The organism is Paenibacillus sp. J31P316, from assembly GCF_056269105.1.
Genome location: NZ_JBWDNI010000004.1, coordinates 332,860 through 355,200 on the forward strand (window position 1 = coordinate 332,860; position 22,341 = coordinate 355,200).

11 protein-coding genes are annotated in these 22,341 nt (G+C 56.1%); 8 read left to right on the top strand and 3 right to left on the bottom strand.

Annotation, left to right across the window (positions count from 1 at the left end):
- Positions 1-54 precede the first annotated feature (54 nt).
- Positions 55-699 (bottom strand): pyridoxamine 5'-phosphate oxidase family protein, encoded by a 645-nt coding sequence (locus tag AC0YNU_RS16900; RefSeq protein ID WP_475758571.1) that lies wholly within the window; start codon positions 697-699, stop codon positions 55-57.
- A gap of 131 nt (positions 700-830) precedes the next feature.
- Here AC0YNU_RS16900 and pdxR point away from each other — a divergent pair, with 131 nt between their 5' ends.
- Together pdxR and AC0YNU_RS16910 are read left to right on the top strand one after the other, a co-directional pair.
- Positions 831-2,330: a MocR-like pyridoxine biosynthesis transcription factor PdxR gene (gene pdxR, locus AC0YNU_RS16905; protein WP_475758573.1), complete on the top strand. Its 1,500-nt coding sequence runs from the start codon at positions 831-833 to the stop codon at positions 2,328-2,330.
- A 249-nt stretch (positions 2,331-2,579) separates the two neighbouring features.
- On the top strand, positions 2,580-2,891 hold the full coding sequence (locus AC0YNU_RS16910) for a hypothetical protein (RefSeq protein WP_475758575.1): 312 nt from the start codon (positions 2,580-2,582) through the stop codon (positions 2,889-2,891).
- Positions 2,892-3,034: 143 nt separating this feature from the next.
- Here the strand turns inward: AC0YNU_RS16910 and asd are convergent, their stop codons facing one another.
- A complete protein-coding gene (gene asd / locus AC0YNU_RS16915; protein WP_475758577.1) occupies positions 3,035-3,823 on the bottom strand; it encodes an archaetidylserine decarboxylase in 789 nt (262 codons plus the stop codon).
- A 147-nt stretch (positions 3,824-3,970) separates the two neighbouring features.
- Between asd and AC0YNU_RS16920 the strand changes: the two genes are divergently transcribed.
- From AC0YNU_RS16920 to AC0YNU_RS16940, 5 genes are all read left to right on the top strand, one after another.
- The gene (locus AC0YNU_RS16920; RefSeq protein ID WP_475758579.1) at positions 3,971-4,261 is read left to right on the top strand and encodes a hypothetical protein; all 291 of its coding nucleotides are present in this window, start codon (positions 3,971-3,973) and stop codon (positions 4,259-4,261) included.
- Between the two features lie 108 nt (positions 4,262-4,369).
- Entirely contained in the window at positions 4,370-5,521 is a 1,152-nt protein-coding gene (locus AC0YNU_RS16925; protein WP_475758581.1) for a glycosyltransferase family 4 protein, read from the top strand.
- Between the two features lie 336 nt (positions 5,522-5,857).
- Positions 5,858-6,772, top strand: a complete 915-nt coding sequence (locus tag AC0YNU_RS16930) for a copper amine oxidase N-terminal domain-containing protein (RefSeq protein WP_475758583.1) — start codon at positions 5,858-5,860, stop codon at positions 6,770-6,772.
- Positions 6,773-7,447: 675 nt separating this feature from the next.
- Positions 7,448-13,711, top strand: a complete 6,264-nt coding sequence (locus tag AC0YNU_RS16935; RefSeq protein ID WP_475758585.1) for a glycoside hydrolase family 78 protein — start codon at positions 7,448-7,450, stop codon at positions 13,709-13,711.
- Between the two features lie 173 nt (positions 13,712-13,884).
- Entirely contained in the window at positions 13,885-20,019 is a 6,135-nt protein-coding gene (locus AC0YNU_RS16940; protein WP_475758587.1) for a WIAG-tail domain, read from the top strand.
- 340 nt (positions 20,020-20,359) lie between these two features.
- Here the strand turns inward: AC0YNU_RS16940 and AC0YNU_RS16945 are convergent, their stop codons facing one another.
- Positions 20,360-20,824, bottom strand: coding sequence for a DL-endopeptidase inhibitor IseA family protein (locus tag AC0YNU_RS16945; RefSeq protein WP_475758589.1), 465 nt, complete (start codon positions 20,822-20,824; stop codon positions 20,360-20,362).
- 173 nt (positions 20,825-20,997) lie between these two features.
- Here AC0YNU_RS16945 and AC0YNU_RS16950 point away from each other — a divergent pair, with 173 nt between their 5' ends.
- Positions 20,998-22,338 carry a glycosyltransferase family 2 protein gene (locus tag AC0YNU_RS16950; protein WP_475758591.1) on the top strand — a complete coding sequence of 447 codons (1,341 nt, stop codon included), beginning with the start codon at positions 20,998-21,000 and terminating at the stop codon, positions 22,336-22,338.
- Positions 22,339-22,341: the final 3 nt, after the last annotated feature.

The following is a 22,341-nucleotide window of genomic DNA, read 5'->3' on the forward strand; positions in this document are numbered from 1 at the left end:
AAACGTAAAATCGGAGCCCCGGGCGAGAATTGCCAGGGGCTCCGATTTTTTCTGTCATGTCTGTTCACCGGTCATTCCTTTGGCATGCGGACAATAGCGGTTCATGAGCGCGATGGTCTCGGCATCCTGCGGCAAGCCGCGCTCCGCCAGCTGCGCGGTAATGGATTCGCGGGCAGGCTGTTTAAGGTTTTGGCCGAATTTGAACTTTCCGTTAATCTGGTCCGCATCGATACGGACGACGGCCACGCCTTTCAAGCGCGGGATATAATCGGGATCCTCCGCGTCGATTTTCTTGTAGCCGCCTTCCGGCTGCAGCTTGCGCATGAGCGCTTCCAGCGCCGATGCTTTCTCTGCGGGATCGTCGACGATGACGGCATGTCCATCGACGCGCACCGATTTGAAATATGCCGTTGCCGGGCAAGCCATTAACGGGTCGCTGAAGTACGACGGGATGACCGCATACTCCTTCGCGACCATGAAAGTAACGCGCTGGTTCTTCTTGAGATGGGTCATTTTCTCCCCGACCCGGCTGCCGTGGAAATAGATACACCCGCCCACGTAAACGAAGTTGAGCGGCGTCATCGCGGGCTCCCCTTCAGGCGTGACGGTACCGAGGAAGCCAAAGCTCATTTCTTCCAAGAAGCTTGCGATTTCCTGCTGTTCGTGTTCCTTGTTGATTTCGAATTCCGCTCTGCGCATGGCGATTTCTCCGTTCTCCCATTGAATGCTCCTAGCATACCGTGCGTATTGACAATCCAAAAGATCCAATTATGATTAATTTTATTGGACCACTATGAATGAAATAGCTGCTGAGGAAGGGATGTGAGGATATGGATATCGATTTTCGGATTGCGTATGAGCGCTATTACGGGGAGCTGGGGCGCAAGACCGAAGCTATCTACCAAGCGCTGCGGGAAAGCATCGTGAACGGAACGTTGACCGGCGGGACCCGGCTGCCGTCGAGCCGCAAGCTGGCCGACTTGTACGGCCTGTCGCGCGGATCCGTGAACACGGCCTACGACATGCTCATCGCAGAAGGGTTCGCGCGGGCGGAAAGCGGGAGCGGGACCTTCGTTGCATTCGGTGATCCGCTGCACGGAGACGGAAGAGCCTCCGAGAAGCCTGAAGACGCCGCGCCGCTTGCGTTGTCGGCTTGGGGCGAACGTTTGGTGGCGGCGAAGGAACGGTTCAGCTTCATCGAGAATCATCCGCTGAATCCGAACGACGGCCTTCAGGCGGGGATCAGCTTTCGTTTGCGGGAAACGGAATCGCAGTTGTTTCCGGCCGAAGATTGGAAATCCGCCATGTATTCGGAGATTAGGGATATGATGGAGGCATTCCCGGCCATAACGGCGCCTCCGGACGGTTACTTGCCTTTGCGCGAGGCGATTGCGCACGACCTCCGTCGCGAACGGGGCATTCGTGCCGATGCCGCCAACGTTATGATTACGAACGGTTCCATGCAGGCGATCGCACTGTTGTCCATGCTGCTCGTGAGACCCGATATGCCCGTTGTGGTGGAGAATCCAAGCTATTCCGGAATCAAGCGAGCCATAACGGCGCAAGGAGGAACGCTGCTGGCAGCCGACGTCGACGACCACGGCATCGTGCCGGCGGATTGGGATGCGAGCCTGCTGCTCGTCACGCCGACCCGGCAGTTCCCGACCGGTGCCGTGCTGTCGGCTTCGCGCCGGGCTCAGCTGCTGGCATGGGCATCGCGGCGAGGGGCCGTCATTATCGAGGACGATTACGACAGCGAGCTGCGCTGGGGCGGCCGGCCCGTGGAGCCGCTGAAGGCGCTGGACCGCGAAGACCGCGTCGTCTACATCGGGACGTTCTCGAAGACGATGTTCGTGGATTTGCGCCTCGGCTATATCGTTCTTCCGGATTCATTGCGCGAACCTTTCAGATTGGCGAAGGCGCTGCTCGAGCCGCACCCGTCGGCGCTGGTGGAGCAGCGGGCCATGGCGCGGTTCATCGGAAGCGGCGCTTATGCCAAACATGTCCGGCGAATGAAGCGGATCATCGGGAGAAGGTTGCGGACATTTCGGGAAGAGGTAGACGCGCGTCTCTCCCGTTGGTTCCGCTTCGTCCCGGCGGATGCGGGGCTGCATATGTTCGCCGAATGGCGAGGAGATGCCGAACCGTATGCCCGGCTAAGGGAATGTTGCACGGAGCTAGGCGTCGACTGGTCTGTTGGCGATTCGTTGTGGGAGGGCGGAGCGCCTAGGTGCACGGCTTTGTTCGGGTTCGCGCATTTGCAAGAAGACCAGATCGTACAAGGCGGGGCGATCATCGAGGCGGCGTGCAGGGAGCTGGACCGTGAATGAGGCCTGGGGCGAAGTGATCGCAGGGCTGGTCGGTTCGCCGAACATCCAGTATAACGGCTGGTGGGCAGCGAAAGCAGTAATCTGAATCGGAAAATAAGGAGATGAATATTATCCCTTTTTAAGTTATTATTAGTTAAATAGAACTAGTCATAGCGAGGGGATAATATGTCTATAGAACTAAATGTTGCACATTGTCCCGAATGCGGGAACATCTTTCAGAAAAACCTGCGTAATATGTGCTCGACCTGCATGGCTAGAGAGGATCGAGAGATCGAGGCGATCGAGAAGGCGCTGCAGCGCAATCGTTTCATGACGAACGAACAAGCAGGGGAAGCGGCGGCGATTCCCGTTCAGCGCATTCGCAGCCTGATTCGCAGGAACCGGCTCAAGCTTTACGAGTATCCCAATTTGGCCGACGCCTGCGACCTATGCGGGGAACCGACCCGGCAGGGGAAGCTGTGCGGGACTTGCTTGAAGCGGATTAAAGGCGAGATCGAACAGGACCGGGAGAAGTCGATGGTCAAGCGCGAGCAGGTATTCTTGATGAAGCATAGAAAGTGAGAGTTGTTTTACGCTCCTATAAGCAAAAGCGAAGCACAAACGGCAGGCCAGTTGGCCTGCCGTTTGCGTATGCTCGTTTGTGCGTATGCGATTTCCGTGCGATATGTCCTTGGAATAGCCCCTTGCGTGCTTTCGTCTCGACTCTAGCTCGTTACCAGCGTGCCGAGCTTCTCGCCCATGCGCACCTTGAGGCCGGTTTGCATATCCGCTCGCGGTTTGAAGCTGTCGTCCTCGGTGAGGAGCACGACGGTGGAGCCGAATTCGAAGTAGGCGAGGTCGTCGCCTTTTTCCATTTTGTCGCGAAGAGGCTGTACGTATTGAATGCTGCTGACGTTCATGGCGCCGACTTTGACGATCGCCGTCTCGGCGCTTGCATGACGCATGTACGTGATCAGCCGTTCATTGCGGCTCAGAACGCGGCGCATATGACGGAGACCGAAATCGTTGACGGGATAAACCTTGCCATCGACATGCTCGCGTTCCACGATCGTGCCGGCAATCGGCGTATGTATGCGATGATAATCGGTCGGGCTTAAGTAGAGGACCATATAGTAGCCGTTCTTGTAATTCTCCATGCGCGGCGAGAGGTTCAGCAGCTCCTCGATCGTATAATCCTGGCCTTTGACGTTCAGGATCGTCCCTTGCTTAATTGCTCCGCAGCCGGTAACGAGCGCATCGACGGGACTGACGAGCGCATCCGGGTCGATATCGATCGGCCGCGAGCCGGCCTTCAAGCGCCTCGTGAAAAACTCGTTGAGCGTGCCATATTCATGCAGCTGTTTCTCCGCTTCCTGAACGGCGATGCCGTACATCCGGGCGAATCTAGGAATAAAGTGCCGGCTGGCCGGCGACTGGGCGAATCGACCGGTTATGCGCGAAATCCATTTGCGCGAGCTTAGCTCGGTCATGGATCGGAGCAGCCATTTGGTCATGCCGGAAGTTCACGTCCTCTCTTGATAGGGGCAGTTCTTGATGGTTTGGGACTAGTGTGACATATCGCGGGGCAATTATCAATAGAGGACATTTCCATATGTTTAAGCCGGCTCCCGTCTGCGAATGATGGGGATGAGGTGATTACGATGCTAGGATTGGTTATATTGGCCGCTGTCGTCGGCGGCGTGCTGCTCGTTTGGTTAAGGCTTGCTTACGAGAGTGCCCGTTGGCTGTTGGACGTGCTCGCAATTGCGGCGTACCTGTTGTTTTTCTCGGAGTCTGCCTATGCCGTTATGAAGACGCTTCTCGATGATACGGTGTTCATGACGCAGGTGCACGAGGTGCTGCTGAGCCCGCTGTTTCTGATTAGCGGCGCTTATTTCGGGCCGTACGGTTTAAGTCTTCTGCTGGCTCAAATATGGCGAAGGGACAAATAGTTGGGCCGGCTGCAGCGCGGTGAAACAGGCGTATGGCGGTTGCCGGCTTGGCTTCGCCGCGTATGCTGTAACAGCACATTTTCTATTCGGAGAGGCGGTCTGCGCGCCATGGATAAACCCAAAGTCGCATTTGTGACGCCGGGTACGTTTCCTCTGCCTTCCCCTATCAGCAGCTCCGTCGAGCGAGTCGTCGAGAAAACCGTGCCGCTCCTCGTTCCGTATGTCGATGCTCATATTTTCGGGCGCCTCAGCCGTTCGCTCGGCAAGCGGGGAAACGTTGGCGGAGCGGCAATCGAACGGTTCCCGGCTGCAAGTAAGCAGCGATATATCCAGTGCGTCAGACGCGCGGTCGGCAAGCTTAGGCCCGACGTCCTGCAGGTGGAAAATCGTCCGCGTTACGTGCTCAAGCTGAAGCAGGCGCAGCCTGCGAAGCAGATTTGGCTGAACCTGCATTCCAATACGTTCATACGCGAACGGGCCATTCCGTCACAGACATTGTCCCGTTGTTTTCACGCGGCCGACCGCATAATCGTGAACAGCGAGTTTCTGAAGGAGGATGCGGCGAAACGCGTGCCGGGGTGCGCGCATAAGCTCCGTGTCGTCTATCCTGGCGTGGACGTGGAGCGTTTCCCATCGCAATATTCGGCGGCAGGAGCGCTGCGAAGAGCAGAGCTCCGCAGGAGGCGTAATTGGCTCGGGCGCAGCGTCGTGCTGTTCATGGGCCGGCTTCAGGAGATCAAAGGGGTGCATCATCTGCTCAAGATGATGCCGCAGCTGATCAAAGAGCATCCATCCGTGCTGCTCGTGATCGTCGGCGGCGCGTTCTACGGCTCGAATCGGACAACCGCCTACGTCCGCATGCTGCATCGGCTCGGGCGCACGATGAAGGGTCATGTGACCTTCGTCCCGTACGTGCCGTATTCCGAGGTGCCGAGCTGGTTTCTCGGAGCCGACGTGGCGGTCGTTCCGTCCGGCAACCGGGAAGCGTTCGGACTCGTCAACGTGGAGGCGATGGCCTGCGGACTGCCTGTCGTCGCGACTCGCGCGGGCGGCATGAAGGAAATTATCGATGACGGCGTGACGGGTTATCTGGTGGATCCAGAGCATGTCGTGGCGGAGATGCGCACGCGTCTTCTCGAGCTGTTATGCAACGAACGACTGCGACAGGAAATGGGTCATCAAAGCCGCAAACGGGTGGAGCAGCATTTTACGTGGCAGCATTCGGCGAATCGCTGGTTGGAGCTGTTGAGAGGGCTGTAATGGCAGGGGAGACTCAGGATTGTAAAAATAAGGTTGATAATTGTCGTTGGCATGCGTAAAATAGGGAGTAATTCGAGAACTTATGAATCCTATGCACAGGAAGCACCTGATTGCAGGCTGGTTTATTCAGCTTGCAGCGGGTGCTTTTTTTCGTTTCTTACGGGTTGGGGAGCCTGGGAGAAACTTTGGGGATTTTTTAAGAGGCAGGTCTCGTCGAAATCTAGCGAAGGGTGGTAGAATATGTTAATTGAGGTGTTTTGGTGACAGCTGGGATTTATGAGATAGGTGCCTTAAATTAAACGCTATATCGTGAAATATGACCTTGGAGGATGGAACATGAGGAAGACTTTGACCGCGGCTGTAGTTGCCGCGACGATGATGGTAGGAATTGGCGGTGCTTCGGCCATTGCAGCGGAAAAGATGCCGTCGACTAAATTGTCTATTAAGTTACTATATAATGCACGCCAGTTGCCTACGGACGTACAACCTGAAAGCTTGAATGGGACGACGCTTGTTCCATTGCGGGTGGTATCGGACAAGCTTGGCGGCAAGCTGACGCTGACGGGAAGGGGCATCAATATCGTAAAAGGGAAGAGTACTCTTGCGCTTACGATCGGGGCGTCGACAGCTAGCATTAACGGGAAGACGACTAAGCTGCCTGTACCAGTAAAGGTTGTTTCTGGTCGGACGCTTGTTCCGCTGCGCGTGGTGAGTGAGGGGCTGGGCGTGGCGGTGGAGTATGATGCTGATCTGCGGTTTGTTTGGATTGGGAGTAAGATTGTTCCTACGCTCGAAGAAGTTGTAAAGGGGAAAATCGTGGATGCGGCACCTTATTTGAAAAAGTATCCTCAGTTAAAAGATTTCACAAGTGATCGAATTGATCCAAGTCACATCGCAGTTTTAAGTAAAAATGATTTTCCTTTCTCTATAAATAATGAAATTTTTTATAGGATGGACTTGGGGTATATTAACGGGGAGCAGGTATTGCAATCTACATCAACAGATAAGGGTACTATGTTGACACTATTTTACTATCTTACGCAAAATAAGAAGCTACCAGTTCGCTATAGAAGTGCAAATAATCGCATTTCTCAAGGTAATGTACGTTTTAATTGCTATCCGATCCCTTCGCATCGGGATTGGGATGCACTTGGAGATTCATGGAAGAAGTTCTCTTATAAAGATATTGATTATGTAGGCATGTATGTATCATTAGATATCGCAGTTATTATTAATAATCCTTTGGAGTAGGATGATATGAAACGAAATTATACTAATAGATACATTGTAATTGCAATTATCTTATCTTTATTACTTGCTATGTTACCTACTGCTGCAACAACAAATGCAGCCTCACTTGGTGGAAATTCAAGCATTCAGCCTTTTGCTGTTGGCAATCTCCGTTATGCTGTTGCGTTTGGTTACTACGATATATGGAAAGATTCGTCTGGTATATGGACTACACAAAAACCAGGGGATTCGGTAACTTTTCCATATGATTATTCCTTTTCATTTCCGGATCGAACTGTAAAGAGCGTGCAGGCATTACCGTATAATTCCTCAAATGATCCAGGTGGTGTTTATTTTCAAGAATCACGACCGTTGGACAGTTATGAATTGTACAGTAAATACTTAAGCATGAATCAAAATACTTCCAATGCAGTAAATGTTGATAAAAAAAATAGTAATGTCACTTTCACAATCAATTTTAGTGGTAATTTAGGGAATGCATCTGGAGAGCCTCATTATAGCTTACGAGATGATGACGAGTCTCACGCATGTTCAACGTGCGCGGATGCCGTCGACGGGTACCGATATTTTTTTCCTGTTCTACTGAAATTCGAACTTGAGGGCCACTACGAAACGCATAGTTTTACGACAACCGGCGAGTCATTAGACAGTTTGTCACCGAGCAAATCAGGAGATATGATTACGGGTCAAACCTACCCGTCTGCCCCGCCTGTCATTCCTGGATACACGTATGCCGGGAAGTATAAGAAAACCGTCGATGGCAATGATCCACAGGGATCTTCATTTATTGCGGGGACGCCTTCCTTTACCTACAATGGGGATTTCGATACCTACAAAGTGAACTATTATTACGATAAAAACTCTACCGATGGCAAAGTCGTCATCAAGCATTTCGACAGGAATGAAAACAGTCTGGACGGCATTGCCGGTTTGCAAGACAAGGAACAGGCGTTGAAACAAGGGACAGCCTATCCGTTCTCGCATGACGTTCCGACTGGCGCCGGATATACCTACGCCGGGTATAAGGTGTCTACATCCGGCAGCGCCCCTGGCGGATCCGTAACTGCCGGTGAATACAACCTCGGCACGTTCACGAACACGTCATTTCCGAATCCCGTCTATCTCTATTATTACTATGACGTGGACTCGACCGCTTCGCTTGGCGAGATCAACATCCGCCATATGGTGCGGGCGGGACCGACCGGTGCCTACACCTTGGCCAAGCAGCAAACGGTTCCCATGGCTTCGCTGCCCCACAGCGCCTCTTACGGTTACGACGCTGCATACGGAAGCTTCATGGGCAGCAACTTATCCTATGTTTCTTATTCCGGCACGGTCACGCCGAAGACGAATCAGTCGGTGACCGTCAATGCGGCCACTCCCAAAGCTTATGTATCCTTCTTCTACGAGAAACCCATCTCCTTCACCGGCGATTTCGATGTCCTGCCGAACACCCTCCCCTATAAGGCTTCATTTACGCTTCATCCCAAAAACTTTCAATTAAACGGTTGTCTCTATCAATCCCATGCTTTCAAGATCGAACGCGGAGGTACATGGACCGGCAGCCCAGTCACCAGTCAGACTATGGACTCGACCTATACGTACAGCTCGTATCCTTGGGTCATCGGCGTAGGCATTCATAATGTCTATATGCAGATCGTGACCAGCTGCGGAACTTCAGACTGGATCGGACCTAAGCCCCTTACTGTATCAGGGCCAACCGTTAATAATCCGCCGACGTTCAGTATCGGCTTCGTCGATCCAAGCCGGCCGACCCAACCGCTGCATCAAGTCGTTGAAGGCACGACGCTGAATCTCGTCTACATTAACGATCCAACCGTGCCAACGCCAAACGATCCTGACGGCGATACGTTGTATTTTATGGGCTTCGATTACTCGGCAGGTTCAGCTTTCGTGCAGTCCATTCCATCTAAGAGCGTCGAGTACGGCGATGGTCAGCACAACCTTACGATGGATACGCTCGGATTCCAAAACATCTGCGGCCAAATGCGCGATGAATGGGGAGCGACAGCAACCGCTTGTACGTATATCGAAGTCGTTCCGAAGAATCCGGTACCGGTCATCGACTGTCCGCCATCGGTCATTGCGAATCATCCGATTCCGGCAGGCTCCATTAATGGCGACCGGAGCTATAGTCCGACCTCGTACTTGTCGATTGATCATAGCCGCGATGAATGGACGAACAAGAAGAGCAGCTATCCGAATCCAGTGACGACGGATATTACGGTGCAGGTTTCGCTTTCCGTCTACGATGCCAACGGACTGAAGTCGCTGGCTCCAGCCACTTGCACGATCATCGTCAAGCCGGATCTGCCGCCGGTCGCCAAACTCGTCGTTCCGCCGCTCTCGGTGCGCGGCACGGAGCTGGACATGCTCAATAAATCGACGAGCCCCGACGGCGATGCAATTGTTACAGCAGAATACAAATACAAGTACGACGCAAATAACAACGGGTTTTCCGATGACGCATGGAAATCCGTGAGCGGCACGCTGGTTCGACTGCAGTTTAAGCCAACGAAGGTCGGGAAGTATTTGTTCTATTTGAAGGTCACCGAGGAATACGGCCAGTGGGACGATACGGATTCCGATCCGCCGGCATCGCTTACGCTGAACGTCGTGAACAATGCGCCGGAAGTCTCTTTCGAGATGGAGGGCAAGAATCCGCAGCCGAACTTGGATCCTTACACGCGAATTCTCGCTGACGACATGTTGAAATGGCCAGCTTATGTGCCCGGCACGAATAATTTGGTCAATAACATCAATAAGCTGTGGCGGTCTAGCGCAGGGAACTTGATTAGCGGCGAAGGACGGAATTTCGGCAAACAGGACTCAGGTGTTTACCAGTACGGGATGACGCGTTACAACGATACCCGTTCCCAGTACGATGCGTTTCCGCTTGCAAACAATGGCTATGGGAATAACGAGTTATCGCCGTGGAGATCGACATTGAAGTCGGATGTCGTTACGAATCTGCTGAGCGGCAGCAATACGATTCTGAGCTATTACAACGGGCAGAAGCTGCCCAAAATTCGTTCTACCAAGAAGCTGCTGTTCTTCGATAAAAACGAAGATTCGCAGTCGTACAACTACAATACCGGTACATGGAGCTACTCCTACAATGAAAAGATTTATGCGCTCGATCCGACGAAGTTGTCGCCCATCGTCGACGTATACGGCTCCAGCGTCACGCAGAAGTTTCAAAACGGAAGTCCGTATGCCTATATTTTATCGAACTACGACGTAGGCTCCAAGACGATTGATTCTTTTACGTATGGAGGCACAACGTACAAAAATATTTACGCAAGCGCGAGACAAATTACCGATTATGAAATCGCGGATCAGTACCTCTACGTGCAACGGACGTGGGACTTGCCGGGTAACATTTCTAAAAACAAGACAACCGGCGAATTCGGGATTTATGATGCCAGAACGGGGGCGCCGCTTGTCAGTACGTTCAACTCGCCTACCTTGGCAGCAGATATCAAAGCCGTCTTGGGTACGGATACGTATACGGATATGTTGGATGGCATGACGATATACGGTACGGAGGGAAGCAGTTTGATTTTGGAGCGATCGGAAAACTTTTTCCCAGCCCCTGGTCAACTGTACAAGACGTACTACAAGCTGACGCGAGACCTCCATTTCACGAAAATCAACAGCATTTACGCACCGACGGCACATAGCGATAAATTTATGAACGATTACGAGAACTCAAACAACAAGAGCGGTTTCTACTTTACGATCATGGGGACGATGACCGATGCCGCCGGGGCGATGTATCGCTACGAGGGGTGGACCTCATCCGGAAATACGAACTATTTTGCGGATTTAAGCGTCGCCAAATACAACTCGGATTTTACCTTGGCGTGGCGCAATTATCTGGGTGACGGCGTGATCAATGCTCAAATAGCTCAAGTTGCACCAACGGGAAACTACTCTTGGAACGGCGCCTATGTCTATCCGGAGGTGAAAACGGGATTTTTCTTTAATCCGGCAACGAAAGAGATCTTTGCAAAATACGTATACGATTACTATAAACCGTTTGAAATGTATCCCTCCACCCAGACGGCAATTGCTGTTCTCAACACCGGAACCGGTGCGCTCAAGCGCAAAGCCGATGCACTGGCGGGAGACGATTTGACGCTCTATAATTACGGCGACTCCGATTATGGGTTTTCAAGCGATCCCATGTATTCGACGGATTTTGCAGGAACGATTAAAAATAAGTCGCGTCTCTCCACGACGATCGATGGCTATCAGACGAGCATGAGTGAGAGCGATATGGCCTGCAATTCCGGATTCGCCGGGCAGTACAATCAGTACGGGCAAAATAAAGTCTTTGATAAGAATGGCATACCTGTCGGAACCGTCGGCATGGGATGCAATTACGCGATGCCGGAGTACGGTCAATATTACATGGACGGCGTATATGTGTCCTTGTCTCAGGCCTATCCGCTTTATAACGACAAAGGGCAGGATCATTTCCGGCTTACGGTGTCCGTCGGCAAGCCGACGACGAATACGCCAGTCACGCGCTCCTTCACGAGCGGCCAATTCTACTCGCCGTTCTCACTGTCCGATGCCGAGATCAAATTCAGCTTCAAGATGGACGATGTCGATTACGACGACGAATGGCTTGGTTTCTCTTTTCGAATGAAGGACCGTATGAACGGCTATGCGCTGGAGACGGACGCAAAGAAGATAGAGCTCGTCAAATATGTCGCCGGCACGCGAACGGTGCTGGCTGCGCAGAACTACACGCTGATCAGCCAAAAAACCTATGCCTTCAAGCTGCAGACAAGCGAGGGGCATATCGCCGTCTTCCTGGACAACACGCCCATTATGGAAGCGGATGATGCAACGTACGATACGGGACGCTTCGGTTACTTTGCCAATAAGTCCTTCGTGACGTTCAGCGGCTTGGCGTACAAGCCGATCGTGAAGAATGATGGTTGGTCGGACCAATATGCAATATGGGACGAAGGATCCGCGGAGGCGGACGTGCAGTACAATAACATCGCGTTCAACGATCCGGAGAACGATCCGGCAGCAGGCGGCGTTTATGACTGGACGGTGCAGCATACGATGCGCTTCATTCATAATCAAGGTGCTTCCGCGCTGAATGGAAAGACGTTCCATAATGCGCAGTTGAAATTCGATAAGGTTGGAGACTATCTGGTCGCCTTGAAGGCGAAAGACGACCCGAATTCGGATTATCTCTCACCAAGCAATACGTTTGATGAGTACCGGAAGGCCTCGAACGAATTTACGCAGAAGATCACCGTTCACCGCAGGCCGATCGCAACATTCACATTAGCGAGCGATGCGCAGCATAAAGTCTTGTGGACGGACAGCAGTTATGATCCGGATCGGTACTTCAGCAGCACGGATTATTCGACTGAAGCTACGGGAATCGATTACAAGGCGACGAAGGGAATCCTACAAAAGCGGTTCTATTACGTCACGCCAAGCGGCGCGTATAAGGAAGCAAAACTCACCGCTCCGCAGGAAATCGGCACCTACGAAGTCGGGCTTGCGGTCAAAGACGAGTACGATGCCTGGAGCGAGTGGTACGTGGTCATGCTTCCCGTCACCGATCTTGCGCCGCCGAACAATCCGCCGGTTCCGGGCTTCACGACGGATCATGTGAATACGTTCCGCGGCGTTCCGATTACGTTCAACTCGACTGCCTATGACGTCGAAGATGGCGATCGCACGAAGCTGCCGCATGAATATTATCTCTCGAACGTGACCACCGGCAGCTCGCAGACTTTCGCGAGTGATTCACGGACGAACTGGACGAAGAGCTTCGGCAGTATGGGCACCTTTAAGGTCAGGCAAGCGGTGTCGGATGCGGAAGGTGCAGCAGCGGAGTTCAGCCTGCAGGTCAATATCGTGAATCAAAAGCCGAGTGCGGCGATTACGGTTCCGGCAAGCACCGACCAGGCGAATCCGACGAAGCTGACCGTTCTGCGGCCGGACTTCCAGTGGAAATATTGGGACGCGGACGGAGACGCCCAAACGCAGTTCCAAGTGAAGATTTATAAGTATGGCGGCGTGCTGCAGTATGATTCCGGCGTCAAGACATCGAGCGCTGCAGACTGGATTCCGGGAGCGGATCTTCCGGAGAAGGTCAATATGTACGTCATCGTCCGCGTCTTCGACGGTTACGATTGGAGCGACAACAGCGATCCGCACTACTTCTATATCGAAACGAACCGGCCGCCGACTGCAGACTTTGATTGGTCGCCAAAGCCTGTTTATGAAGGCGACACGGTAAGGCTCGCGCAGACGATCGACGATCCGGATAAGGATCCGCTTAGCGCGCAGTACATCGTGAAGGATCCGGATGGGACTCCGAAACCGTATTCGTTCACCTTTAATCAACCGTATGCGGCGGGCGGACCGACGTTTGCGGCTCTGCAGCCCGGCACCTATTCGGTGCAACTCACGGTATCTGACGGCAAGGCGCCGCCGGTGAAGATTACGAAGAATATCGTCGTGCTTCCGCTCTCGGTCGCCGGACAAGTCAAGCATACGGAGCCGTGGAACGAACGCCGCCGGGAAAGCAATCTAAAGGAGAGCGGCGATACGGAACAGCCGCGCGGGTACGGCGTGTTTTGGGCAGGGGAGAGATTCTTGCTCGCGGCATCGACGACCGACACGTTAACGGATACGGATGCAGTCGAAGTGAAGGTGACGCTGAACGGCAAGACCGTAAGTTTGACGCCTGCGGGTCCATCGCGGACAAGCTGGAGCGGAGAGCTGTGGGATCCCGAGTACGAGCAGCTTCCGGATGGGCCGTTGAGCTTCGTGTTCAAGGCGCTATACAGCAACGGCACCGTTAAGCTCACAACGGTGAAGGTCATTATCGCAGGCAATGTGCAGCAAACGGTAGGCGTGCATCGAAGGCAATAAGCGGCCGAATACCTCCCATTTGCGCGGCTGAAAAGTGAAAGAATCCCAGTTATTTGGAACTGCTCCCGCGAGGGAGCAGTTTTTTACATAGAATTTGAAGCCCGCCATGTGACCTGCCCATGGGTGAATGCATATGATACCTATGACAATTGAGGTGGAAGAAGGAGAGGGCTATGGCGAAGAGCAGCAAGGGAAAAAGCCCGAAAGGGCGAAAGCCGTTATTTTACGTCGATAATCCGAATGCTTCGGAGTTGAAATGGCTCGAGGAACTGAAGAAGACAAAACCGTTTGAAACGAAGAACGGCGAGAAACGCAACGTTCAAGTGAATGCCGCCTCGCAGGTATTTGCACCGCCGCCGCAGGAATCCATAATACCGGCGGACGTCCAGCAGGAGCTCCAGCAAGAGTCCGCCCAGCTGGAAGGCTGGAAGCAGCCCGAGACGGAACAACTCCCGTCTCAAACGCAAGCACTTCCGCTCTTCGAGTTCGTCAGCACGGCCAACGCATCGGGACAGCCGGCGTTGCCGGCGCTTTCCGCGGAGCAGGTGCTGGAGCTGGTTCAGAGGCAGGAGCAGGAGATTTCCGGTGCTCATCAAGCGGATGCCGTTCTAGAGCTTCCGTTGGAAGTGGCCGAAGAAGCAGTGCAAGAAGCATTGATCGCGGAAGCGATCGCCGAACCGATCGTCGAACCGATCGCGGAACCGATTGCAGAAGCAATTGCAGAACCGATTGAGGAACCGATCACGCAAGAGGCATTCGTGGAAGAACGCCGCATGCCGAATGCACCGCTTCCGTTCATTCATACCGACGATCTTGCCGACGATGCGGTCACGACGGAGAAGCTGGCCTTCGGATCGGTCGATACGAGCCGCATCAAGCTAGGCGCGGTGAAGTCGCAGCTGATTGCGGATTATGCCGTGGAGAGCATCCATATTGCCGAGAATGCCATTAACACGTCCAAGATCGCGCCGGAGTCCATTACAGGCGAGCACTTGGTTAAGAATGCGATCTCCGGTGCCAAGATCCGCGACCGCTCCGTTACCGGCGACAAGCTGCGGGACAGCAGCATTACTTCGGAGAAGCTGGCTGACCGCACGATCAGCGCCGATAAGCTCGCGGAAGGCTCGATCGAAGCGAAGCATTTGAAGCAGCTAATCGTAACGACAGAGCTGCTGGACGATCAATCCGTGACGACGTCGAAGCTGAGAAGCGCCGCCGTACGCACGGAGAGCATCGCCAATGAAGCGATCAGCACCTCCAAGCTGGCCGAAGGATCGGTTACCCGTTCCAAGATCCGCGATGCCGCGGTCACGAGCGAGAAAATCAGCCTCGGCGCCATCGAATCCGGCCATCTGCAGCCGGGGTTGCTGCTGGCCGAGCACGTAGCACCGGGCGCACTGCTGGGAAAGCATCTCGCGCCGGGCGAAATCACGTCCAGTCACCTGGCAAAAGGCGCAGTAGGCGCAAAGGAGCTGCAAGCCGAAGCCGTCACCTCTGAAGCCATCGCGCCTGAAGCAATCGGCTCCCGGGAGCTGCGGGACGGTGCCGTCAAGGCGCAGCATATCGGAACTGCCGAAGTGACGACAGACCATCTGCAGGACCAGGCGGTCTCGACATCCAAAATTGCCGATTTGTCGATATCGACCATTAAGCTCGTCGACCACTCCGTGACGTCGTCCAAAATCGCCGACAAGAGCATTACCGCGACCAAGCTGACCGACGATGCCGTGCAAGGCAAGCACGTGAGCCGCCTCAGCATCGGCGGCGATAAACTGGTGAACGAAAGCATTGAAGAACGCCACTTGACCGATCGCTCCGTTGGCTCTAAGCAGTTGATCGAGGGAAGCGTGCTCGAGAAGCATGTGGCCAACAACGCCGTGACTGGCGGGAAGATTGCGGCAAAAGCAGTCGGGGAAGCCCATATCAGCAGCGCGGCGGTCGGGCAATCGCAGCTTCAGGATGCCTCGGTCATCGAGCAGAAGCTCGCCGAGGGCAGCGTCAGCAGCGCGAAGCTTGCGGAGCAGTCGGTGCAGACGAAGCATCTTGCCGATGAATCCATTACGTTCGATAAAGTCGCGCCAGAAGCGATTCGCGCGTTTCACTTGTCGGCGGGAGCGGTAACGGAAGAATCGATTTCGCCGGAAGCCGTGTCCGGGGAGCATTTGCAGCCGAACTTGATCGACGCGGTCCATATTCGCAAAGGGGCAGTCGAAACAGGCGCGCTGCAGGATGGCGCGGTCAAAGCGGCAAAGCTGGCCAGCGGCTCGGTATCGGAGCGGCATTTGGCGGCCGGAGCGGTCTACTCGCATCATTTGGCGGATCATGTGGTCAACTCGCTCAAGCTGTCGCCGGAAAGCGTATCGACGGATAAGCTGACCGACTGGTCGGTTACCTCCAAGAAGCTGGCCGACGGCAGCGTGACGACCTCGAAGCTGGCAGGCGGCTCCGTCGCGGGCGACCAACTGGCGGAAGGCGCCGTCGCGGCGCGGCATCTCGGCCAAGGAGCGGTCGAAGGACGGCATGTGGCGGATGGCGCTTTGACCGCGCGGCATTTGGCAGCGGGATCGGTCACAGGCGGCGCAATCGGCCAAGGAGCCGTAACCGGAGATAAAATTGCGCTGAGCGCCGTGAACGGCGTCCACGTGGCCAACGAATCGATCGGCAGCCAGCATTTGGCGGAACAATCGATCTATGGCGTGCATCTGTCTGCAGAAAGCATCCGGGACGTTCATCTGGTTAAGGATGCCGTGACGGAAGAAAAGATCGCCGAAGGCAGCATTGCAAGCGATCATCTGCAGAACGAAGCCGTCAGCTCGCGTTCGATCGCCTCGTCGGCCGTACAGGGTCAGCATATCGCGGCTGCGGCGGTCGACGCCAATCATTTGGCGGAAGGCGCGGTCGGCAGCATTCATCTGAAAGCCGACAGCGTGCTGAAACAGCACTTGGGCGGGGATTCGGTCGGCAATGAGCAGCTGCGCGACGAATCGGTAACCGGCTCGAAGCTGGCACAGCTGTCCGTCAGCGGCGAGCACCTCCAGCTGGAGACGATCGCAGGCAAGCACGTCAAGGCCGAAGCCGTCCAGGGCTACCATATCCGCAAGGGCTCGATCTCGCAGGCGCATATGGCCGCGGAATTCTACACCTTCGATAAAGCGCCGGACGGCATCATCCATGGCAGCAAAATCAAACGGGGCACGATCGGCAGCGAGCTGCTGGCGGACGGAGCCGTCGGCGAAGCGCATCTGGCGAGCGGCTCGGTAGGTACCGACGCGCTTGCAGCATCGTCCGTAGGCGAGGCGCAGCTGCAATCCGGCGCAGTCACGCTCGGTAAAATCGCCCCGCGCTCCATCACTGGCGCTCATCTTATCGCGAGCAGCGTCGGCAGCGACGCGATCGCGGACGGTTCAGTCGGCAGCGAGAAGCTGGCGCTCGGCGCGGTCGGCGAGAATCAATTGGCGGACGGTTCCGTGGATGCGAAGAAAATCGCGCCGCATTCCATCGGCACGAATCATTTGGTTCAAGGGGCGGTCAACAGCCAGGTAATCGGTGAAGGAGCGATCGCGGCCTCGAATCTCGGAGACGGCGCGGTAACGGGGCCGAAGCTTGCAGCAGGCGCGGTGAGCGAGAGCCATCTGCAGCCTGGCGCAGTAACGATGGGCAAAATCGCTGCCCGTTCCATTACGATGGCGCATCTGATTCCGGGTTCCGTAGAAAGCGGGGCGATCTGCAACGGCTCCGTGACCGCGGAGAAGCTGGCACAAGGCGCGGTAAGGACCGACGCGATCGCCGAAGGAGCCATTACGGCAGATAAACTGGCATCCGGCGTATTGGAAGCCATCGAGATCATCGTTCCATTCGGCAGCGTGTCCGCGAATTGCTTGGTTGAGGGATCGGTCACGAGCGAGAAGCTGGTGGATGGAGCAGTGGCTAGCGCACAGTTGGCCGATGAATCGGTTCAAACCGATAAGCTGGCAAACGGTGCGGTCACGAGCGTGAAGCTGGCCGAGGGCGCGGTTCATGTGAGCAAACTGGCCGACGGCGCGGTCACGACCGAGAAACTGGCTGAGGGCTCGGTACTCGCGAGTAAGCTGGCGGACGGAGCAGTCACGAGTGCGAAGCTGGCTGACGGCGTGGTGCAAACGAGCAAGCTGGTTGACGGCGCGGTCACGAGCGTGAAGCTGGCCGAAGGCTCGGTGCAAACGGGCAATTTGGTCGAAGGATCGGTTACGAGCGAGAAGCTGGCAGATGACTCGGTGCAAGCGAGCAAGCTGGTGGACGGAGCGGTCGGCAGCGAGAAGCTGGCGAATGCATCCGTGCAAACGGGCAAACTGGCAGATGGCGCCGTCACGAGCGCCAAGCTGGCCGAAGGCTCGGTACTCGTGAGCAAACTGGCCGACGGTTCGGTCACGACCGAGAAACTGGCGGAAGGCGCGGTGCAGGCAAGCAAGCTGGCCGACGGAACGATCGGCAGCGTGAAGCTGGCGGATGGATCCGTGCAAACGAGCAAGCTGGCGGATGGATCGGTCACGAGCGATAAGCTGGCGGAAGGCGCGGTACAAACGGGCAGCCTGGCGGACGGAGCGGTCGTCAGCGCGAAGCTGGCGGATGGATCCGTGCAAACGAGCAGCCTCGCCGATGGATCGGTCACGAGCATCAAGCTGGCGGAAGGCGCGGTACAAACGGGCAGCCTGGCGGACGGAGCAGTCGTCAGCGCGAAGCTGGAAGACGGATCGGTCACGTATGCGAAACTGGCGGAAGGCGCGGTTCAAACCGATAAGCTGGCGGACGGAGCAGTCGTCAGCGCCAAGCTGGCCGACGGTTCGGTGCAAACGAGCAAGCTGGCTGATAGAGCGATCGACAGCACGAAGCTGGCTGAAGGCGCGGTGCAAACGGGTAAGCTGGCGGACGGAGCAGTCGTCAGCATCAAGCTGGCGGAAGGCGCGGTGCAGGCGAGCAAGCTGGCGGACGGAGCAGTCGGCAGCGCGAAGCTGGCGGAAGGCGCGGTGCAGGCGAGCAAACTGGCGGACGGAATAGTCGGCAGCACGAAGCTGGCGGAAGGCGCGGTACAGGCGAGCAAGCTGGCGGATGGAGCGGTCACGAGCGCGAAGCTGGCGGAAGGCGCGGTGCAGGCGAGCAAACTGGTGGACGGAGCAGTCGTCAGCGCGAAGCTGGCAGAAGGCGCGGTGAGCGAGCGCCATCTGCAGCCGGGTGCCGTAACGATGGGCAAAATCGCTGCCCGTTCCATTACGACGACGCACCTGATTCCTGGCTCTGTGGAAAGTATTGCACTCTGTAACGGTTCGGTGACGGCAGAGAAGCTGGCTCAAGGCGCGGTAAGGACCGAGTCGATTGCCGAAGGAGCCATTACGGCAGACAAATTGGCACCCGGCGTATTGAACGCAAACGAGATTGTCGTTGCATTGGGCAGCGTGACAACGGATGGCTTGGCGGACGACGCAGTCACGAGCGCGAAGCTGGCCGAAGGCTCAGTGGAAGCGAGCAAACTGGCGGACGGAGCAGTCACGAGCGCAAAGCTGGCCGAAGGCTCAGTGGAAGCGAGCAAACTGGCGGACGGAGCAGTCACGAGCGCGAAGCTGGCCGGAGGCTCAGTGGAAGCGAGCAAACTGGCGGACGGAGCAGTCACGAGCGCGAAGCTGGCCGAAGGCTCAGTGGAAGCAAGCAAACTGGCTGACGGAGCGGTCACAAGCGCGAAGCTGGCCGAAGGCTCGGTGGAAGCAAGCAAACTGGCGGACGGAGCGGTCACAAGCGCGAAGCTGGCCGAAGGCTCGGTGGAAGCGAGCAAACTGACCGATGGAGCAGTCACGAGCGCGAAGCTGGCCGAAGGCTCAGTCGACGCTAGCAAACTGGCGGACGGATCGGTCACCAGCGCAAAGCTGGCACTGCACAGCATCACGGAAGAACATTTCGCCCCGGGGATTCAACTGGCTCTGCAGCAGCAAAGTCCGATCGTCGCTGACGGCGGAACGTTGACGGATGGCAGCATCGGCGCGGCGAAGCTGAGCTTCACGCCGGTCACGACGTTGAAGACCGAGGCAGTCGTCCTGCAGCAATACGGACTTGCGCCGTACAATTTCCAAGGCCAAGGCGAGCAGCTCGACGTCACGATCAGTTTCGAGCAGGCCTTCGCGAACGGCGCATACGTGTTCGTCGCTACGACCGACCAGCCTTCCTGCTATGCGGTCATCAAGCAGAAAACGGCAGCGGCCGTTCAACTGACCATCGTTCGCACGCGGATTACTCCTGAACCGATCGGCTTCGTCAACTGGATCGCGATCGGCTCCAAATAAATCATCGCCTTACCGTACAATCGGCCTCCTTTCCCGTGTTCCATGCGGGTTAGGAGGCTTTTTTGGCAGGCTGGCATGCAAGCATGTGGCCTATTTCCATTACTCGCGTCTAGCCTTATTAAGGAAAGAGCGGTGCCACAGCATGACGACGCACTAACCAGTCAGCAAACACGAATCACCCTGCCGTCCGCGGCAGGGTGATTTTGTTCGTTGGGAGCCGACGTAATCTCATTCCTTGCTGACAAAAAGACAGCTTATCTAAACGTTGAGCGAACTGGGTTTGCATGGCTTGTACCTTCAAAGGCCGTGCCGCACGGAAGGCGCCCAGGAAGCGGCTTGTTCAGCGCGGGCAGTAGAAACGGTAATCCTTGCGGGTACGGCCGATGATCCGGTAGCCTTTGGACGTCTTCATGAGATTGTAATAGATGACGAGATTACCGTCCGGGTCCCCGGAAAGGATAGCTTTCACGCGCAGGCAGGTGCCCGTCGATCTAATGATCTGCGCCGATTCCACAACGAAGGCAGTCGGCCCGGGATCGCCCAAGATGACGTATACACGTCCTTGATGGACGATGGGCTGCATGCTGCACAGCAGGGCATTGCTTAAACGGATTCCCCAATATTTGCGGAAGTAAGCGAGGATTTTTGCTTTGGTGCTGTATCGCAGCGGGAGCTGGGCATATTCGTCTCCCTGGTAAACGATTCGCTTGCGCCCATAGCTGGAATCATAGACGCGGAACCACGCGAATTCCGCTTGTTTCAAGAAGTTTTTGAGCGTCAGTCTGATGGCGACGTTCTCTATCATGTTGCATCACCTCCTTTACTTCAACAACATATGCAGTCTGCTAGATTGTGTTGACGAGCATAGGGAGGACGTCAGGCAAGGCGACCGCCTTAACGTACAACAGCCGTTCCTCTTACTCTCAATCGTCCATACACTAACTGGTAACAAGAAGATTCAAGGCAGGTGAGAAAAGGATGCTGCAGCCATATGGCTCCAAGAAAGCCCGGCATAAGGACGGGTTGCTGCTATATACCGCACCGTCGCCCCTCCCGGCTCAACCGGCCCGCGTCAAGCGCGTGACCGCGCTAGCCGCGCCTGCGCCGATGAAAACGGCGGCAGGCAAGCCGGCCGCCCGTTCCGGGAAGAAGAAGCAGCGTCCGCAGGCTCGCGCGCGGAAGGCTTCCGCCCGAGCGGTCAAACGGACCGCGCAGGCTAGCGAAGCATCGATAGCGCATAAGCCGGCTGCGAGCGGAACTGCGTTCGAGGGCAAACATAGCGCGGCGAAGCGTCACACAGCGGCAAAGCACGCGCCGATGCCGAAGCAGCCGCCGGCTTCGACGGTATCTGCGCGGAGGACAGCGCAGGCCGCTGCAATTCCGCAAGTCATCCTATCGGCGGCCGCGACGTCGCCGTTCAAGCGCCGTCGAAGGCATGAACCGACGATGCCGACGATGCCGACAATGCCGCCGCAAACGCAGCCGGCGAACCCGCCTATTGCGCAAGCGGCACAGCCGGTACAGCAGCATATGCTGCCGCCGCTGCCGATGTTGGCGGAGCCTCCCCGGCTGGCGGAAGCGCCCGGAGACCCGCTCGTCTCGGTGATCATTCCGGTCATGAACGAGCGCCGGACGCTCGGACGCGTCATTCGGGAGGCGAAACGGATCCATCCGAGCACGGAAGTGATCGTCGTCGTCAACGGCTCGACGGACGGGTCCGCGGCGATCGCCAGAACCAGCGGAGCCAGGGTCATCTCGTATGCCGAACCGCTCGGCCATGACGTCGGCCGCGGCGTAGGAGCGAATGCCGCTCGGGGGAAGGCGCTGTTGTTCATTGACGGGGATATGGTCATATCGGCCGCGCAGCTGAAGCCTTTCGTGACCTCCGTTCTGCAGGGCGAGACGGATGTGGCGCTGAACGATTATTCCGGTCCGACGGATAAAGCGTCCGTCCACAGCGTCGTGCTTGCCAAGCATGCGCTGAATGCGCTGCTTGCGCGGCCGGATCTGAAGGGAACTTCCATGACGGCGGTGCCGCATGCCATCAGCCGCCGGGCGCTCGAGACGATCGGCGCGGAGGCGCTTGCCGTCCCGCCGCTCGCGCATGCGATGGCCGTCCGGCTCGGCTGCAAGGTGAGCGCGGTCAAACATATTAATGTCGGCAAGCTCAATCTGCTGCGCAGGAAGCGGGAACGCACGAACCCGCTGGAGCGGTTGATCGTAGGCGATCATTTGGAAGCGATCGACTGGCTGGCTCGGTATACCGACGAGCGCGGCGGATTCGGAGATGCGGGGCGAAAACGCGAATTTGCGAGGTGATAA

Bases quoted from the DNA above. Each gene is read 5' to 3' on its own strand.
- AC0YNU_RS16910 (WP_475758575.1), top strand. From the start codon at position 2,580: ATGGCTAGAGAGGATCGAGAGATCGAGGCGATCGAGAAGGCGCTGCAG.
- asd (WP_475758577.1), bottom strand. From the start codon at position 3,823: ATGACCAAATGGCTGCTCCGATCCATGACCGAGCTAAGCTCGCGCAAA.
- AC0YNU_RS16920 (WP_475758579.1), top strand. From the start codon at position 3,971: ATGCTAGGATTGGTTATATTGGCCGCTGTCGTCGGCGGCGTGCTGCTC.
- AC0YNU_RS16940 (WP_475758587.1), top strand. From the start codon at position 13,885: ATGGCGAAGAGCAGCAAGGGAAAAAGCCCGAAAGGGCGAAAGCCGTTA.
- AC0YNU_RS16930 (WP_475758583.1), top strand. From the start codon at position 5,858: ATGAGGAAGACTTTGACCGCGGCTGTAGTTGCCGCGACGATGATGGTA.
- pdxR (WP_475758573.1), top strand. From the start codon at position 831: ATGGATATCGATTTTCGGATTGCGTATGAGCGCTATTACGGGGAGCTG.
- AC0YNU_RS16935 (WP_475758585.1), top strand. From the start codon at position 7,448: ATGATTACGGGTCAAACCTACCCGTCTGCCCCGCCTGTCATTCCTGGA.
- AC0YNU_RS16945 (WP_475758589.1), bottom strand. From the start codon at position 20,824: ATGATAGAGAACGTCGCCATCAGACTGACGCTCAAAAACTTCTTGAAA.
- AC0YNU_RS16950 (WP_475758591.1), top strand. From the start codon at position 20,998: ATGCTGCAGCCATATGGCTCCAAGAAAGCCCGGCATAAGGACGGGTTG.
- AC0YNU_RS16900 (WP_475758571.1), bottom strand. From the start codon at position 699: ATGCGCAGAGCGGAATTCGAAATCAACAAGGAACACGAACAGCAGGAA.
- AC0YNU_RS16925 (WP_475758581.1), top strand. From the start codon at position 4,370: ATGGATAAACCCAAAGTCGCATTTGTGACGCCGGGTACGTTTCCTCTG.